The organism is Streptomyces sp. 378 (assembly GCF_030124145.1).
Lineage (GTDB): Bacteria > Actinomycetota > Actinomycetes > Streptomycetales > Streptomycetaceae > Streptomyces.
Map to the genome: position 1 here is coordinate 110,882 of NZ_JASKMS010000022.1, position 14,947 is coordinate 125,828.

Here is a 14,947-nt window from a genome sequence, read left to right on the forward strand (position 1 = left end):
CCCAACGTCTGCCCCGCGAGTGGTGCTAACAATCGTTCACTCAGGTCTGGATCTCACGGCTCGTATCCTGGGTCCGCATCCCCATTTCCCCTGTGTGCCGGGAACGCGAGCCGGTGCACGCGTCGGCGCGAGAGAGGTCGCACGGTGAGCCAGCCGAGTCCGAAACCGCAGCAGATCCCGGTGGTCGTCCTGGCCGGATTCCTCGGCTCGGGAAAGACCACCCTGCTCAACCACCTCCTGCACCGCAGCGGCGGCAGCAGGATCGGCGCCCTCGTCAACGACTTCGGGGCGATCGAGATCGACGCGATGGCGGTGGCGGGGGCGCTCGGCGACTCGACGGTCTCCCTCGGCAACGGCTGCCTGTGCTGCGCCGTCGACGCGAGCGAACTGGACCAGTACCTGGAGCGGCTCGCCCAGCCCTCCCTCGGCATCGACGTCATCGTCATCGAGGCCAGTGGCCTCGCCGAGCCGCAGGAACTCGTACGGATGCTGCTCGCCAGCGAGCATCCCGGGGTCGTGTACGGCGGGCTCGTCGAGGTCGTCGACGCCGCCGAGTTCGACGACACCCGGGCCAGGCACCCCGAGATCGACCGTCATCTCGCCCTGGCCGACCTCGTCGTGGTCAACAAGCTCGACCGCGCGGCCGACGGCGAACGCGTCCTCGGGCTGGTCCGGTCCCTCGTCGACCGCGCCGCCGTCGTCCCGGCCACCTACGGCCGGATCGACCCCGAGTTCCTCTTCGACTGCCGGCCCGCCGAGGAGCGCATCGGGCAGCTGTCCTTCGACGACCTGCACGAAGACGACCCTTGCGAGGACGACCCTTGCAAGGACGCCCTTTGCGGCGACGTCCTTTGTGAAGACGCCCCCTGTGCAGGCGGCCGCGGCCGCACGGAATGCGGTGGAGCCGAATGCGGCCGAGCCGACGGCCGCACCGAAGGCCACCCCGGCGACCATCCGCACCATCACGCCGGTCACCTGCACGCCGCCTACGACAGCCTGTCGTTCGTCTCCCCGGACCCCCTCGACCCGCGTCGCCTGATGGCCTTCCTGGACAGTCGACCCGAGGGGCTGTACCGGATCAAGGGCTACGTCGACTTCGGGCCGTACGACGTCCGCAACCGCTACACCGTCCATGCCGTCGGGCGGTTCCTGCGCTTCTACCCGGAGCCCTGGCCGGCCGGCGGCGAACGCCTCACCCAGCTGGTCCTCATCGGCTCCGGGATCGACGTCCCCGCCCTCGGCAAGGAGCTGGAGGCGTGCGGGAGCGAGGCCCCACACGCCGACGAACACGGCATGTGGGGCGTCCTGCGGTACGTCCGCGGGCCCGAGGAGGATCTCGCCGATCCGGCCTAGACCGGCCCGGCCACCACCGACACCGTCTTCGCCAGGGACACCCCCGAGCCGTCGCGGCGCGGGTCGATCTCCGGGAGCTCGGCCGGGGTGCCGTTCTTCTGCGCGGCGAGGGCCGGGACGGGGCCCGCCCAGGCCAGGGACAGGCAGTCCTCGCCCTTCAGGAACCGCTGGCAGCGGACGCCGCCGGTGGCGCGGCCCTTGCGCGGGTACTGGTCGAACGGTGTCAGCTTGGCCGTGGTCTGGACGGAGTCGTCCAGTGTGCCCCGGGAGCCCGCGACGGTGAAGACGACGGCGTCCACGGCCGGGTCCACCGCCGTGAAGGAGATGACCTTCGCGCCCTCGGTGAGCTTGACGCCCGCCACACCGCCTGCCGGGCGGCCCTGCGGGCGGACCTGGGACGCCTGGAAGCGCAGCAACTGCGCATCGTCGGTGATGAAGACCAGGTCCTCCTCGCCGGTACGCAGCTCGACGGCGCCGACGATCCGGTCGCCCTCCTTGAGGGTGATCACCTCGAGCTCTTCCTTGCTGGCCGGATAGTCCGGCACCACGCGCTTGACGACACCCTGCGCCGTGCCGAGCGCCAGGCCCGGCGACGACTCGTCGAGCGTGGTCAGGCAGACCACCGTCTCGTCGTCCTCCAGGGAGACGAACTCCGCCAGCGGCGCGCCCCCCGCGAGGTTCGGCGCCGCCGGGGTCTCGGGGAGCTGGGGCAGGTCGATCACGTTCAGCCGGAGCAGCCGGCCCGCCGAGGTGACCACGCCCACCTCACCGCGGGCGGTGGCCGGCACCGCCGAGACGATCACGTCGTGCTTCACGCGCTTGGCGCCGGCGTCCTCCGCGAACGGCTCGCCGTTCGCCGTGCGGGCCAGCAGACCCGTGGAGGACAGCAGCACCCGGCACGGGTCGTCGGCCACCTGGAGCGGCACGGCCGCGACGTGGGCACCGCCCGACTCCAGCAGCAACGTGCGCCGGTCGGTGCCGAACTTCTTGGCCACCGTGGCCAGTTCGGAGGAGACCAGCTTGCGCAGCTCCGTGTCCGAGTCGAGGATCCGGGTGAGTTCCTCGATCTCCGCGCTGAGGCGGTCCTTCTCCGACTCCAGCTCGATGCGGTCGTACTTGGTCAGGCGGCGCAGCGGCGTGTCGAGGATGTACTGCGTCTGCACCTCGCTCAGCGAGAACTGCTCCATGAGGCGCTGCTTGGCCTGGGCGGAGTTCTCGCTGGAGCGGATGAGGCGGATGACCTCGTCGATGTCGAGCAGGGCCGTCAGCAGACCCTCGACCAGGTGCAGCCGGTCGCGCTTCTTGCCGCGACGGAACTCCGAGCGCCGCCGTACGACGTTGAAGCGGTGGTCGAGGTAGACCTCCAGGAGCTCCTTCAGCCCCAGCGTGAGCGGCTGGCCGTCGACCAGGGCCACGTTGTTGATGCCGAAGGACTCCTCCATCGGCGTCAGCTTGTAGAGCTGCTCCAGGACCGCCTCCGGCACGAAGCCGTTCTTGATCTCGATGACCAGACGCAGGCCGTGCTCGCGGTCGGTGAGGTCCTTGACGTCGGCGATGCCCTGGAGCTTCTTCGAACCGACCAGGTCCTTGATCTTGGCGATGACCTTCTCGGGGCCGACCGTGAAGGGCAGCTCCGTGACGACGAGGCCCTTGCGGCGGGCCGTCACCGGCTCCACGGACACCGTCGCCCGGATCTTGAACGTGCCGCGGCCGGACTCGTAGGCGTCCCGGATGCCGGACAGGCCGACGATGCGGCCGCCGGTGGGCAGGTCGGGGCCGGGGACGTGCTTCATCAGGGCGTCGAGATCAGCGCCCGGATACCTGATCAGGTGGCGGGCGGCGGCGATGACCTCGCGCAGGTTGTGCGGAGCCATGTTCGTGGCCATGCCGACCGCGATGCCCGAGGCGCCGTTGACCAGCAGGTTCGGGAAGGCGGCGGGCAGGGCCACCGGTTCCCGCTCCTGGCCGTCGTAATTGGGGTTGAAGTCGACGGTGTCCTCGTCGATCGACTCCGTCATCAGGCTCGTCGCCTCGGCCATCCGGCACTCGGTGTACCGCATGGCGGCCGGCGGGTCGTCGTTGCCCAGCGAGCCGAAGTTGCCGTGGCCGTCGACCAGGGGGACCCGCATCGAGAAGGGCTGGGCCATGCGCACGAGGGCGTCGTAGATCGACGCGTCGCCGTGCGGGTGCAGCTTGCCCATCACCTCGCCGACGACACGAGCGCACTTGACGTATCCGCGCTCGGGACGCAGACCCATCTCGCTCATCTGGTAAACGATGCGGCGGTGCACCGGCTTGAGGCCGTCGCGTGCGTCCGGCAGGGCGCGGGAGTAGATCACCGAGTACGCGTACTCGAGGAAGGAGCCCTGCATCTCGTCGACGACGTCGATGTCGAGGATCCGCTCCTCGTACGAGTCGTCGGGCGGCGGGGTCTTCGTGCTGCGGCGGGCCATCGCTGCCGGCTCCTCCTGTTACTGGTCGCTCGCCTGTGGGGCGTTCATGTCGGTGTCGCGACGTCGACCGTACTCAGCCCTTCGGGCCTGTGCGCGCTCGCCCTCTCGTCACCGGCCGCCCCTGCGGCTCGCTCATGCTGCTGCGATCCGGATCTGACGCCGACCATTGTGGACCGCCGCACTGACAACCGGGACCAGGGCCCGGTCCAGGACGCCTCCCGGGCTGTCGGGCCCCAGGTCGCCGCCGGGAACTTCACCAGGGCTTCGCGCGCTTGCATACAGTGGCAGGACCGGCAGGAATCCGCGGTCTGAACAACCGCTCAGCGAGCGAAGGGACGTACATGCCCATGGGTCACACGGCCACAGCCCAGGCAGGCTCCGGAGGCCTGACAGCGACCGAGCACCGCCTGGCCAACGGCCTGCGCGTGGTGCTCTCCGAGGATCACCTGACCCCGGTCGCGGCGGTGTGCCTCTGGTACGACGTCGGCTCACGCCACGAAGTCAAGGGGCGTACCGGCCTGGCTCACCTTTTCGAGCACTTGATGTTCCAGGGATCCGCCCAGGTCAAGGGCAACGGCCACTTCGAGCTGGTCCAGGGCGCGGGCGGCTCGCTCAACGGCACGACCAGCTTCGAGCGGACCAACTACTTCGAGACCATGCCCGCCCACCAGCTGGAACTCGCCCTCTGGCTGGAGGCCGACCGCATGGGCTCCCTGCTGGCCGCGCTCGACGACGAGTCGATGGAGAACCAGCGGGACGTCGTCAAGAACGAGCGCCGCCAGCGCTACGACAACGTCCCCTACGGCACGGCCTTCGAGAAGCTGACCGCCCTCGCCTACCCGCAGGGCCACCCTTACCACCACACCCCGATCGGCTCGATGGCCGACCTGGACGCGGCGACCCTGGAGGACGCGCGCGCGTTCTTCCGCACCTACTACGCGCCGAACAACGCCGTGCTCTCGGTGGTCGGAGACATCGACCCGGAGCAGACCCTCGCCTGGGTGGAGAAGTACTTCGGCTCCATCCCCGGTCACGACGGCAAGCCCGCCCCGCGCGACGGCTCGCTGCCGGAGACCATCGGCGAGCAGCTGCGCGAGGTCGTCGAGGAGGAGGTCCCGGCGCGTGCGCTGATGGCCGCCTACCGGCTGCCGCACGACGGCACGCGCGCGTGCGACGCGGCCGACCTCGCCCTCACCGTCCTCGGCGGCGGTGAGTCCTCCCGCCTCTACAACCGCCTGGTGCGGCGCGACCGTACGGCCGTGGCGGCCGGCTTCGGCCTGCTGCGGCTCGCCGGGGCGCCCTCTCTGGGGTGGCTGGACGTGAAGACGTCCGGTGACGTGGAGGTTCCGGTCATCGAGACCGCCATCGACGAGGAGCTCGCCCGGTTCGCCGAGGAGGGCCCCACCGCCGAGGAGATGGAGCGCGCCCAGGCCCAGCTGGAGCGCGAATGGCTGGACCGGCTCGGCACGGTCGCGGGCCGCGCCGACGAACTGTGCCGGTACGCCGTGCTGTTCGGCGACCCGCAGCTCGCCCTGAGCGCCGTCCATCGCGTGCTGGAGATCACGGCGGAGGAGGTCCAGGAGGTCGCCAAGGCCTGCCTGCGCCCCGACAACCGCGCGGTGCTCGTCTACGAGCCCGTCGCCGACGAGACCGACGACGCCGAGGACACCGCAGCCGCGGCCACCGACGAGAACGAGGAGGCGGCCAAGTGACCGAGCTCGCCACGATGGACTTCCACCCCCGGCCGCAGGCGGGCGAGGCCCGGCCCTGGGCCTTCCCGGCACCCGAGCGGGGCACGCTCGGCAACGGCCTGACGCTGCTGCGCTGCCACCGCCCCGGCCAGCAGGTCGTCGCCGTGGAGGTGCTGCTGGACGCCCCCCTGGACGCCGAGCCGGCCGGCCTCGACGGCGTGGCCACGATCATGGCCCGGGCCTTCTCCGAGGGCACCGACAAGCACTCCGCCGAGGAGTTCGCCGCCGAGCTGGAGCGCGCCGGCGCCACCCTCGACGCGCACGCCGACCACCCCGGCGTCCGGCTCAGCCTGGAGGTGCCGGCCTCCCGGCTCGCCAAGGGGCTGGGTCTGATCGCCGACGCACTCAGGGCGCCCGCGTTCGCCGACAGCGAGGTGGAGCGGCTGGTCCGCAACCGCCTCGACGAGATCCCGCACGAGCTGGCCAACCCCTCCCGTCGCGCCGCCAAGGAGCTCTCCAAGGAGCTGTTCCCGGCGGGCTCGCGCATGTCGCGGCCCCGGCAGGGCACCGAGGAGACGGTTGCCACGATCGACTCCGCGGCCGTACGCGGCTTCTACGAGAAGCACGTCCGCCCCGCCACGGCCACCGCCGTGGTGGTCGGCGACCTCACCGGCATCGACCTCGACGCCCTGCTCGGCGACACCCTGGGCGCGTGGACGGGCTCCTCGGCCGAGCCGCGCCCGGTGCCGCCGGTGACCGCGGACGACACCGGCCGGGTCGTCATCGTGGACCGCCCGGGCGCCGTCCAGACGCAGCTGCTGATCGGCCGGATCGGCCCGGACCGGCACGACCGCGTGTGGCCCGCCCAGGTGCTCGGCACCTACTGCCTCGGCGGCACCCTCACCTCCCGCCTGGACCGCGTCCTGCGCGAGGAGAAGGGCTACACCTACGGCGTGCGGGCGTTCGGCCAGGTCCTCAGGTCCGCCCCGGACGGCACGGGTGCCGCGATGCTCGCCATCAGCGGTTCCGTGGACACGCCCAACACCGGCCCCGCTCTGGAGGATCTCTGGACGGTGCTGCGCACCCTGGCCGCCGAAGGTCTGACCGACGCCGAGCGGGACGTCGCCGTGCAGAACCTGGTCGGCGTGGCGCCGCTGAAGTACGAGACGGCGGCGGCGGTCGCGAGCACGCTGGCCGACCAGGTCGAGCAGCAGCTGCCCGACGACTACCAGGCCACCCTGTACCGGCAGCTCGCCGCCACGGGCACCGTGGAAGCCACGGCGGCGGCCGTGAGCGCGTTCCCGGTGGACCGTCTGGTGACGGTCCTCGTCGGTGACGCGGGGCAGATCAAGGCTCCGGTGGAGGCCCTCGGCATCGGCGAAGTCACCGTCGTCGCCGCCGAGTAGCGGCACGCGCGCACCGGGGCCCTGGTCGCCTTCCCAGGCACCAGGGCCCCTTTATGCCCGAATTGATACGGAGGTTGCCTGTCTGCCCTGTGGGATGCGCTACAAAAGCCGGGATCCGTTTGGGAATTGAAACTGGCGCCGCTTAGCGTCATCCGGGCTGTTCGTCAGGCAGTGCGCCGCACCCGCGGCACCGGACAGTCATCGCCGAGTCCCCGTACGGCGCGAGCCAGGGGAGCCGGGGACCCATCGCAGTCCCTGGGGTGAATCGGGCGCCCGCGCGAGTCGCGAGGGAGTCCGTAGGAGACCTTCCTGCTCCGAACCCGTCAGCTAACCCGGTAGGCGAGAGGGAAGGAAAGGACCAGCCACCACATGGCGTTCACTCGCGCCACCGGGAAGCACCGTCGTCCCAGCAGGATCCAGCGCGGCACCGCCCGCGCGGCGGGCGTCGCGGCCCTCGCCACCACCGGCGTGATCGGCACCGTGGCGGCCCCCGCGGCCTTCGCCGCCGAGCCCACCGCCGAACAGACGGGCCTCACCCCGGTCGTCACCATGGGCGACACCGCGGCCCAGCAGATCGACGCCCAGGCCATCGCGCAGCAGCAGGCCGCCGACGAGGCCGCCGCCAAGCAGAAGGCCGAGGAGGCCGCCCGCAAGCGCGCCGCCGAGGCCGCCGAGAAGGCCAAGGAAGCGGCCGAGAAGGCCCGTGAGGCCAAGGAGCGCGCCGCCCGCGAGGCCGAGCGCAAGCGCCTCAACGCCTACGTGGCCCCGATCTCCAGCTCGTACGTCTCCACCGGCTACAAGGCCAGCAGCGGCCTGTGGTCCTCCGGCAGCCACACCGGCGTCGACTTCCACGCCGCCACCGGCACCTCCGTCCACGCGGTCGGCGCGGGCACCGTCGTCGAGGCAGGCTGGGGCGGCTCCTACGGCAACCAGGTCGTGATCAAGATGAACGACGGGACGTACACCCAGTACGGCCACCTGTCCTCCGTCGGCGTCTCGGTGGGCCAGCAGGTCACCCCCGGCCAGCAGATCGGCCTGTCCGGCGCGACCGGCAACGTCACCGGCCCGCACCTGCACTTCGAGGCCCGTACGAGCCCCGAGTACGGCTCGGACATCGACCCGGTCGCCTACCTCCGCTCGCACGGCGTGAACGTCTGACCGACACCTCTTCGCTCCGCCCGAAGCCCCGGCTCCCCGAGCCGGGGCTTTCGGCGTTTACGGCGGCGGGCTGTCCAAAAAATATCCATGGATTCCCGTCTGCCGTCGGAAATTCCGGCTCATTGCAATAGAGTCACGGAACACGCGCCGCTCGCCGGCGTTTCACGGGGATTAAGCGGAGGTCGGATATGCGTATTCCCGCGCACTCGGTGTGCACGGCCATCCGGGACGACATCGTCGCGGGTGTCCACGCGCGCGGCAGCCGGCTCACCGAAGAACTCCTCGCGCGCCGCTACGGCGTCTCGAGGGTCCCCGTCCGCGAGGCACTGCGCACCCTGGAGGCCGAGGGCTTCGTGGTGACCCGGCGGCACGCGGGCGCGTGCGTGGCCGAACCCACCGAGCAGGAGGCGGCCGACCTGCTGGAGATGCGCATGCTGCTGGAACCGCTCGGCGCCGCCCGGGCCGCCCAGCGCCGCACCGAGGCGCATCTGAAGGTCCTGCGCGGTCTGGTCCGGCTGGGCCAGGAGCGGGCCCGCCGCGGCGCGGGCGACGATCTGCGCTCCCTGGGCGGCTGGTTCCACGAGACGCTCGCCCAGGCCTCCGGCAGTCCCGCGCTGACCTCGGTGCTCACCCAGCTCCGCCACAAGATCGCCTGGATGTACGCGGTGGAGGCGCCGCTCAGCCCTGTGGAGTCCTGGACCGAGCACGGTGCGATCGTGGACGCGGTGGCGCGTGGGGACGCCGAGCGCGCGCGGGCGGTCACGGCGCTGCACACCGAGCGCGCGACGGGCGCGCACCGCCTGCGTCTCGCCTCCGGCGGCGAGCGCGCCGAGCGTGTGAGGAACTCGCAACATCCCGTAAACACACCGAGCCTGCGGCATTAACACGGCAGCCGTATACAAAGAGAGCGGCTGATTCGCGGGGGCCTATTCACGCTGCCCTGATGCGCGGAATTCCTCTCCGGGGGAACAGGAATGGCGAAGGGCCCGCCCGGTGAATTCGGGCGAGCCCTTCGCTGTGCGCCCGATCGGGCGCGCGGGAAAATCAGACGGTCTCGGGAAGCTCCTCGAGACCCTCGGAGACCAGCTTGGCCAGCCGGTCCAGGGCGGCGTCCGCGCCCTCGGCGTCGGAGGCGAGGACGATCTCCTCGCCACCCTGGGCGCCGAGGCCCAGGACGGCCAGCATCGAGGCCGCGTTGACGGGCTTGCCGTCTGCCTTGGCGATCGTCACCGGGACGCCTGCGGCCGTGGCGGCTCGGACGAAGATGGAGGCGGGACGGGCGTGGAGGCCCTCGGCCCAGCCGACGTTGACGCGGCGCTCAGCCATGTGTTGCTGCCCTTCGCTTTTCAGGTTGTCTAGACCAGTTTCCCATACCGTGAAGCTGCGCCGGGAGCGGTCCTCCAGGACCGCCCCGGGGTGCCGTCGGATCGCGGCCTCGACCCGACTGACGCCCTCCACAGACTGCCTCGCGCCGCTGTCGGACGCTAGCCGTACTCTGGGGCCCATGCAGACCTCGCCGGACCGGCACGAGTATCCCGCCCACTGGGAAGCCGACGTGGTGCTGCGCGACGGGGGCACCGCGCGCATCCGGCCCATCACCGTCGATGACGCCGATCGCCTGGTCAGCTTCTACGAGCAGGTCTCCGACGAGTCGAAGTACTACCGCTTCTTCGCGCCGTACCCTCGCCTGTCCGCCAAGGACGTCCACCGCTTCACGCACCACGACTTTGTGGACCGGGTGGGACTCGCGGCCACGGTCGGCGGCGAGTTCATCGCCACCGTACGCTACGACCGCATCGGCGCTGACGGAATGCCCGCGTCCGCACCCGCCGACGAGGCCGAGGTCGCCTTCCTCGTGCAGGACGCCCACCAGGGCCGCGGAGTCGCCTCCGCCCTGCTCGAACACATCGGCGCCGTCGCCCGCGAGCGCGGCATCCGCCGCTTCGCCGCCGAGGTGCTGCCCGCCAACAACAAGATGATCAAGGTGTTCACGGACGCCGGCTACACCCAGAAGCGCAGCTTCGAGGACGGCGTCGTCCGTCTGGAGTTCGACCTCGAACCCACCGACCGCTCCCTCGCCGTGCAGTACGCGCGCGAGCACCGCGCCGAGGCACGCTCCGTGCAGCGGCTGCTCGCCCCCGGCTCGGTCGCCGTCATCGGCGCCGGGCGCACGCCGGGCGGCGTGGGCCGCAGCGTCCTGGGCAACATCCGCGACGCCGGGTACGGCGGACGCCTCTACGCGGTGAACAAGGCCCTCCCCGAGGGGCAGAAGGAACTCGACGGGGTGCCGGCCCACCGCTCGGTACGGGACATCGACGGCCCTGTCGACCTCGCCGTCGTCGCCGTACCGGCCGAGCACGTCCGCGAGGTCGTCACCGAGTGCGGCGAACACGGCGTACAGGGGCTCGTCGTGGTCTCCGCCGGCTACGCCGAGAGCGGCCCCGAGGGGCGCGAACGCCAGCGCGCACTCGTACGGCAGGCGCGTACGTACGGCATGCGGATCATCGGCCCGAACGCCTTCGGCATCATCAACACCTCCCCCCGGGTGCGGCTCAACGCCTCCCTGGCCCCCGAGGTGCCGCGCCCCGGCCGGATCGGCCTGTTCGCCCAGTCCGGCGCCATCGGCATCGCCCTGCTGTCCCGGCTGCACCGGCGCGGCGGCGGCGTCACGGGCGTGACCGGCGTCTCCACCTTCGTCTCCTCCGGCAACCGCGCCGACGTCTCCGGCAACGATGTCCTGCAGTACTGGTACGAGGACCCCGACACCGACGTGGTCCTCATGTACCTGGAGTCCATCGGCAACCCCCGCAAGTTCGCCCGCCTCGCCCGCCGGACCGCCGCCGCCAAGCCCCTGGTCGTCGTCCAAGGCGCGCGGCATGGCGCCGCCCCCCAGGGACACGCCGTACGCGCGACCCGGCTGCCGCACGCGACCGTCTCGGAGCTGCTGCGGCAGGCCGGTGTGATCCGGGTCGACACCATCACCGAGCTGGTGGACGCGGGCCTGCTGCTGGCCCGCCAGCCCCTGCCCGCCGGGCCACGGGTGGCGATCCTCGGCAACTCCGAGTCGCTCGGCCTGCTCACGTACGACGCGTGCCTGGCCGAGGGCCTGCGACCGCACCCCCCGCAGGACCTCACCACCGCGGCCTCCGCGGCGGACTTCCACGCTGCCCTGTCCCGGGCGCTGGCCGACGACCGGTGTGACGCGGTCGTCGTCACCGCCATACCGGCGGTGGGGGAGGGCTCGGTCGGCGACGCGGCCCTCGCGCAGGCCCTGCGCTCGGCGGCGGCCGCAGCTCCGGCCAAACCGGTCCTGGTGGTCCACGTGGAGCTCGGCGGCCTGGCGGAGGCCCTGTCGGCGGCGGCGAGCACGGCGCCCCAGGTCGCGGCGGATCCCGACGGCGCCCCACGCCCGGCACCCACCCATCAGCAGACTCCCGCCCCGGAGGTCCAAGGAACCGCCGAAGCCCCCGAAGGCGCCCACCTCATCCCCGCCTACCCCGCCGCCGAGCGTGCCGTCCGGGCTCTCGGCCAGGCCGTCACCTACGCGCAGTGGCGGCGCGACGCCGCCGACCCCGGCAGGGTGCCCGAGTACGACGACATCGACGAGAAGGGCGCCGCCGCCCTGATCGGCGGCCTGCTCGCGCGCGGGCAGGGGCTCACGCTCGGCACGGACGAGACCTGCGACCTGCTCGGCCACTACGGCGTCCAGGTCCACCGCGCCCCGCTCGCCCCGACCCCCGACGCCGCCGCCCAAGCCGCCCGCGCCCTGGGCTACCCCGTCGCCCTCAAGGCCACCGCCCCGCACCTCAGGCACCGCGCCGACCTGGGCGGCGTCCGCCTCGACCTCGCGGACGAGGACCAACTGCGCCGCTCCTACGCCGAGTTGACCGAGCTGTTCGGCGCGTCGGAGGAGTTGCGGCCGGTGGTGCAGCGGATGGCGCCGCGCGGCGTGGACGTCGTCGTACGGGCCGTGATCGACCCCGCGGCCGGGGCCGTGCTCTCCTTCGGGCTCGCCGGGGCCGCCTCGCAGCTGCTCGGGGACACCGGGCACCGGCTGATCCCGGTCACCGACCGGGAGGCGGCCTCGCTGGTGCGCTCGATCCGCACGGCCCCCCTGCTGTTCGGCTGGCGCGGCTCCGCACCGGCCGACACCCGCGCCCTGGAGGAACTGCTGCTGCGGGTGTCCCGGCTGGTCGACGACCACCCCGAGGTCGTCGCGGTCACCCTGGAGCCGGTCGTCGTCGCCGCGCACGGCCTGAGCGTCCTGGGGGCCTCCGTCCGCCTCGCGCCCCCGCCCGTCCGCGACGACCTCGGCCCGCGCACCCTCCCCGCGTACTGACAGGGGGCGAGCTGTCCCTCGCAGTCAGTGGTCCCCCGTAGGATGGGCGTCATGGCCAAGACCAGTACGACGACCCAGGGGCTGCGGGCGGCGATCGAGCGCAGCGGCTACTACCCGGCCCTCGTGGCCGAGGCGGTGGAGGCCGCCGTGGGCGGCGAGCCCATCCGGTCGTACCTGGTCCACCAGGAGACGACGTTCGACCAGAACGAGGTGCGCCGGCACGTCACGGTGCTCGTCCTCACCGACAACCGCTTCATCGTCAGCCACACCGACGAGCAGGCCGCCGACAGCACCTCCCCGACGCCGTACGCCACGACGTCGACGGAGTCCGTGAAGATCGGCCGCATCTCGTCGATCGTGGTCAGCCGTGTGGTCGCCAACCCCGAGTCGTACAAGCCGGGCACCCTGCCCCGTGAGGTCGTCCTCACCATCGGCTGGGGCGCCGTCTCCCGCATCGACCTGGAACCGGCCGCCTGCGGCGATCCCAACTGTGAGGCGGACCACGGCTACACCGGCAACTCGACGGCGGACGACCTCAGTCTGCGCGTCAGCGAGGCCGGGGACGGACCGGAGACCGTGCGCGAGGCGCTCGCCTTCGCACAGGCCCTTTCCGAGGCGACCGCGGACACGACCCGCTGATGGCACAGCCCAAGACGGTCTGGGACGACCACCCCGAACCGCTCACCGTCGCCTCCGCACCAGTACCCGCGTACGGCAGTGGATCGCTCGCCGACCTCCTGCCCACCCTCGCGGCCGGTCTGGGCGTACCGGACATGAGCGCCACGATCACCGAGCTGACCCCCGCCGACCGGAACTGCGTGTTCCTCATCGACGGCCTCGGCTGGGAGCAGCTGAGGGCGCATCCCGACGACGCCCCCTTCATGACGTCCCTGCTGGCCACCTCCCGCGGTGGCACCGGGCGTCCGCTCACGGCCGGCTATCCGGCGACCACGGCGACCTCCCTCGCCTCCGTCGGCACCGGTCTGCCGCCCGGCGCGCACGGCCTGCCCGGCTACACCGTCCGCAACCCCGACACCGGCGAGCTGATGAACCAGCTGCGCTGGCAGCCGTGGACTGCGCCGGGCCCCTGGCAGCCGTACCCCACGGTCTTCCAGCTGGCGCACGCGGCCGGGGTGCACGCGGCGCAGGTGTCCTCCCCGACCTTCGAGAACACCCCGCTGACCAAGGTCGCGCTCAGTGGAGGAACGTTCCTCGGGCGGCTGTCCGGCGAGGACCGCATGGACCTGGCGGCCAAGCAACTGGCCGCGGGCGACCGCTCCCTGGTGTACACGTACTTCGCCGAGGTCGACGGCGCGGGCCACCGCTTCGGCGTCGACTCCGACGCCTGGCGCGGCCAGCTGATGTACGCCGACCGCCTGGTCCAGCGCCTGGCCGAGCAACTGCCGCCGGGCAGTGCCCTCTACGTCACCGCCGACCACGGCATGATCGACGTGCCCTTCGACGAGCAGCACCGCATCGACTTCGACGAGGACTGGGAGCTGAGCGCCGGAGTCGCCCTGCTCGGCGGTGAGGGCCGCGCCCGGCACGTCTACGCGGTGCCCGGCGCCGCGAACGACGTGCTGACCTGCTGGCGCGAGGTGCTCGGCGAGCAGTTCTGGGTGGCCTCACGCGACGAGGCCATCGCGGCGGGCTGGTTCGGCCCGCGGATCGACGAACGGGTGTACGGCCGGATCGGTGACGTGGTCGCCGCGGCCCGGGACGACGTCCTGCTCATCGCCTCCCAGCGGGAGCCGAAGGAGTCGGCGATGGTCGGCAACCACGGCTCGATGACCCCCGCCGAGCAGCTGGTACCCCTGCTCGAAGTACGCTCCTGAAACTGCCCCGCCCCGACCCGCCACGCCGAAAGGTGCTCATCTCCCCATGCCCGAGCTGGTGTTCTTCTGCGGAACGATGGACTGCGGGAAGTCGACGCTGGCTCTCCAGATCGAGCACAACCGCTCGGCGCGCGGGCTGCAGGGCATGATCTTCTCGCGTGACGACCGCGCCGGCGAGGGCAAGCTGTCCTCGCGCCTGGGCCTGGTCACCGACGCGGTGGAGGTCGGGGACGGGCAGGACCTCTACGCCTACCTCGTCGACCACCTCTCGCAGGGCGGCCGCGCCGACTACGTGATCGCCGACGAGGCGCAGTTCCTCGCCCCGGAGCAGATCGACCAGCTCGCGCGCGTGGTCGACGACCTGAGCCTCGACGTCTACGCCTTCGGCATCACGACCGACTTCCGCTCCAAGCTGTTCCCCGGTTCGCAGCGGCTGGTGGAACTGGCCGACCGGGTCGAGGTGCTCCAGGTCGAGGCACTGTGCTGGTGCGGAGCCCGCGCCACGCACAACGCCCGCACGGTAGGCGGGGTGATGGTGGTCGAGGGGGCTCAGGTGGTCGTCGGTGACGTCACCCACTCCGCCGACGAGGTCGGCTACGAGGTCCTGTGCCGCCGTCACCACCGCCGCCGGATGACCGCGGCGACGGCCCACGCCGCTGCCCTGTCGCCGGACGTGCTGCCGGTGACGTCTGCCTGAACCGCGGCTCGCCGT

General features: G+C 72.0%; 11 protein-coding genes and 1 riboswitch. Of the genes, 9 read left to right on the forward strand and 2 right to left on the reverse strand.

Annotation, left to right across the window (positions count from 1 at the left end; all coding sequences use genetic code 11):
* The first annotated feature begins 144 nt into the window (after positions 1 to 144).
* Positions 145 to 1,353: a CobW family GTP-binding protein gene (locus QNO09_RS26945; protein WP_283972840.1), complete on the forward strand. Its 1,209-nt coding sequence runs from the start codon at positions 145 to 147 to the stop codon at positions 1,351 to 1,353.
* On the opposite strand, the gene QNO09_RS26950 is transcribed toward QNO09_RS26945, so the two are convergent.
* Positions 1,350 to 3,806, reverse strand: coding sequence for a DNA gyrase/topoisomerase IV subunit A (locus QNO09_RS26950; RefSeq protein WP_283972841.1), 2,457 nt, complete (start codon positions 3,804 to 3,806; stop codon positions 1,350 to 1,352). The two genes, QNO09_RS26945 and QNO09_RS26950, sit on opposite strands and share 4 nt — an antisense overlap.
* A gap of 341 nt (positions 3,807 to 4,147) precedes the next feature.
* Here QNO09_RS26950 and QNO09_RS26955 point away from each other — a divergent pair, with 341 nt between their 5' ends.
* From QNO09_RS26955 to QNO09_RS26970, 4 genes are all read left to right on the forward strand, one after another.
* Complete coding sequence (locus QNO09_RS26955) at positions 4,148 to 5,518, forward strand: M16 family metallopeptidase (RefSeq protein WP_283972842.1); 1,371 nt, start codon at positions 4,148 to 4,150, stop codon at positions 5,516 to 5,518.
* Positions 5,515 to 6,903 carry a M16 family metallopeptidase gene (locus QNO09_RS26960; protein ID WP_283972843.1) on the forward strand — a complete coding sequence of 463 codons (1,389 nt, stop codon included), beginning with the start codon at positions 5,515 to 5,517 and terminating at the stop codon, positions 6,901 to 6,903. The genes QNO09_RS26955 and QNO09_RS26960 overlap by 4 nt, the downstream gene beginning before the upstream one ends.
* Positions 6,904 to 7,095: 192 nt before the next feature.
* Positions 7,096 to 7,260: riboswitch (cyclic di-AMP (ydaO/yuaA leader) on the forward strand.
* 12 nt (positions 7,261 to 7,272) lie between these two features.
* Positions 7,273 to 8,061, forward strand: a complete 789-nt coding sequence (locus tag QNO09_RS26965) for a M23 family metallopeptidase (RefSeq protein WP_283972844.1) — start codon at positions 7,273 to 7,275, stop codon at positions 8,059 to 8,061.
* Positions 8,062 to 8,249: 188 nt separating this feature from the next.
* Positions 8,250 to 8,945: a GntR family transcriptional regulator gene (locus QNO09_RS26970; RefSeq protein WP_283972845.1), complete on the forward strand. Its 696-nt coding sequence runs from the start codon at positions 8,250 to 8,252 to the stop codon at positions 8,943 to 8,945.
* A 160-nt stretch (positions 8,946 to 9,105) separates the two neighbouring features.
* On the opposite strand, the gene QNO09_RS26975 is transcribed toward QNO09_RS26970, so the two are convergent.
* The gene (locus QNO09_RS26975) at positions 9,106 to 9,387 is read right to left on the reverse strand and encodes an HPr family phosphocarrier protein (protein ID WP_033308341.1); all 282 of its coding nucleotides are present in this window, start codon (positions 9,385 to 9,387) and stop codon (positions 9,106 to 9,108) included.
* A 178-nt stretch (positions 9,388 to 9,565) separates the two neighbouring features.
* On the opposite strand from QNO09_RS26975, the gene QNO09_RS26980 reads away from it, so the two are divergent.
* From QNO09_RS26980 to QNO09_RS26995, 4 genes are read left to right on the forward strand one after another with little or no spacing between them, the layout of a single operon-like run.
* Positions 9,566 to 12,400: a bifunctional acetate--CoA ligase family protein/GNAT family N-acetyltransferase gene (locus tag QNO09_RS26980; protein WP_283972846.1), complete on the forward strand. Its 2,835-nt coding sequence runs from the start codon at positions 9,566 to 9,568 to the stop codon at positions 12,398 to 12,400.
* A 51-nt stretch (positions 12,401 to 12,451) separates the two neighbouring features.
* Complete coding sequence (locus tag QNO09_RS26985) at positions 12,452 to 13,039, forward strand: DUF5998 family protein (protein WP_283972847.1); 588 nt, start codon at positions 12,452 to 12,454, stop codon at positions 13,037 to 13,039.
* Positions 13,039 to 14,235 (forward strand): alkaline phosphatase family protein, encoded by a 1,197-nt coding sequence (locus tag QNO09_RS26990; protein WP_283972848.1) that lies wholly within the window; start codon positions 13,039 to 13,041, stop codon positions 14,233 to 14,235. The genes QNO09_RS26985 and QNO09_RS26990 overlap by 1 nt, the downstream gene beginning before the upstream one ends.
* Before the next feature lie 46 nt (positions 14,236 to 14,281).
* Positions 14,282 to 14,932, forward strand: a complete 651-nt coding sequence (locus QNO09_RS26995; RefSeq protein WP_283972849.1) for a thymidine kinase — start codon at positions 14,282 to 14,284, stop codon at positions 14,930 to 14,932.
* Positions 14,933 to 14,947: the final 15 nt, after the last annotated feature.

Excerpts from the sequence above, each read along its gene's own strand:
- QNO09_RS26950 (WP_283972841.1), bottom strand. The coding sequence starts at position 3,806 with ATGGCCCGCCGCAGCACGAAGACCCCGCCGCCCGACGACTCGTACGAG.
- QNO09_RS26955 (WP_283972842.1), top strand. The coding sequence starts at position 4,148 with ATGCCCATGGGTCACACGGCCACAGCCCAGGCAGGCTCCGGAGGCCTG.
- QNO09_RS26965 (WP_283972844.1), top strand. The coding sequence starts at position 7,273 with ATGGCGTTCACTCGCGCCACCGGGAAGCACCGTCGTCCCAGCAGGATC.
- QNO09_RS26970 (WP_283972845.1), top strand. The coding sequence starts at position 8,250 with ATGCGTATTCCCGCGCACTCGGTGTGCACGGCCATCCGGGACGACATC.
- QNO09_RS26975 (WP_033308341.1), bottom strand. The coding sequence starts at position 9,387 with ATGGCTGAGCGCCGCGTCAACGTCGGCTGGGCCGAGGGCCTCCACGCC.
- QNO09_RS26980 (WP_283972846.1), top strand. The coding sequence starts at position 9,566 with ATGCAGACCTCGCCGGACCGGCACGAGTATCCCGCCCACTGGGAAGCC.
- QNO09_RS26985 (WP_283972847.1), top strand. The coding sequence starts at position 12,452 with ATGGCCAAGACCAGTACGACGACCCAGGGGCTGCGGGCGGCGATCGAG.
- QNO09_RS26990 (WP_283972848.1), top strand. The coding sequence starts at position 13,039 with ATGGCACAGCCCAAGACGGTCTGGGACGACCACCCCGAACCGCTCACC.
- QNO09_RS26995 (WP_283972849.1), top strand. The coding sequence starts at position 14,282 with ATGCCCGAGCTGGTGTTCTTCTGCGGAACGATGGACTGCGGGAAGTCG.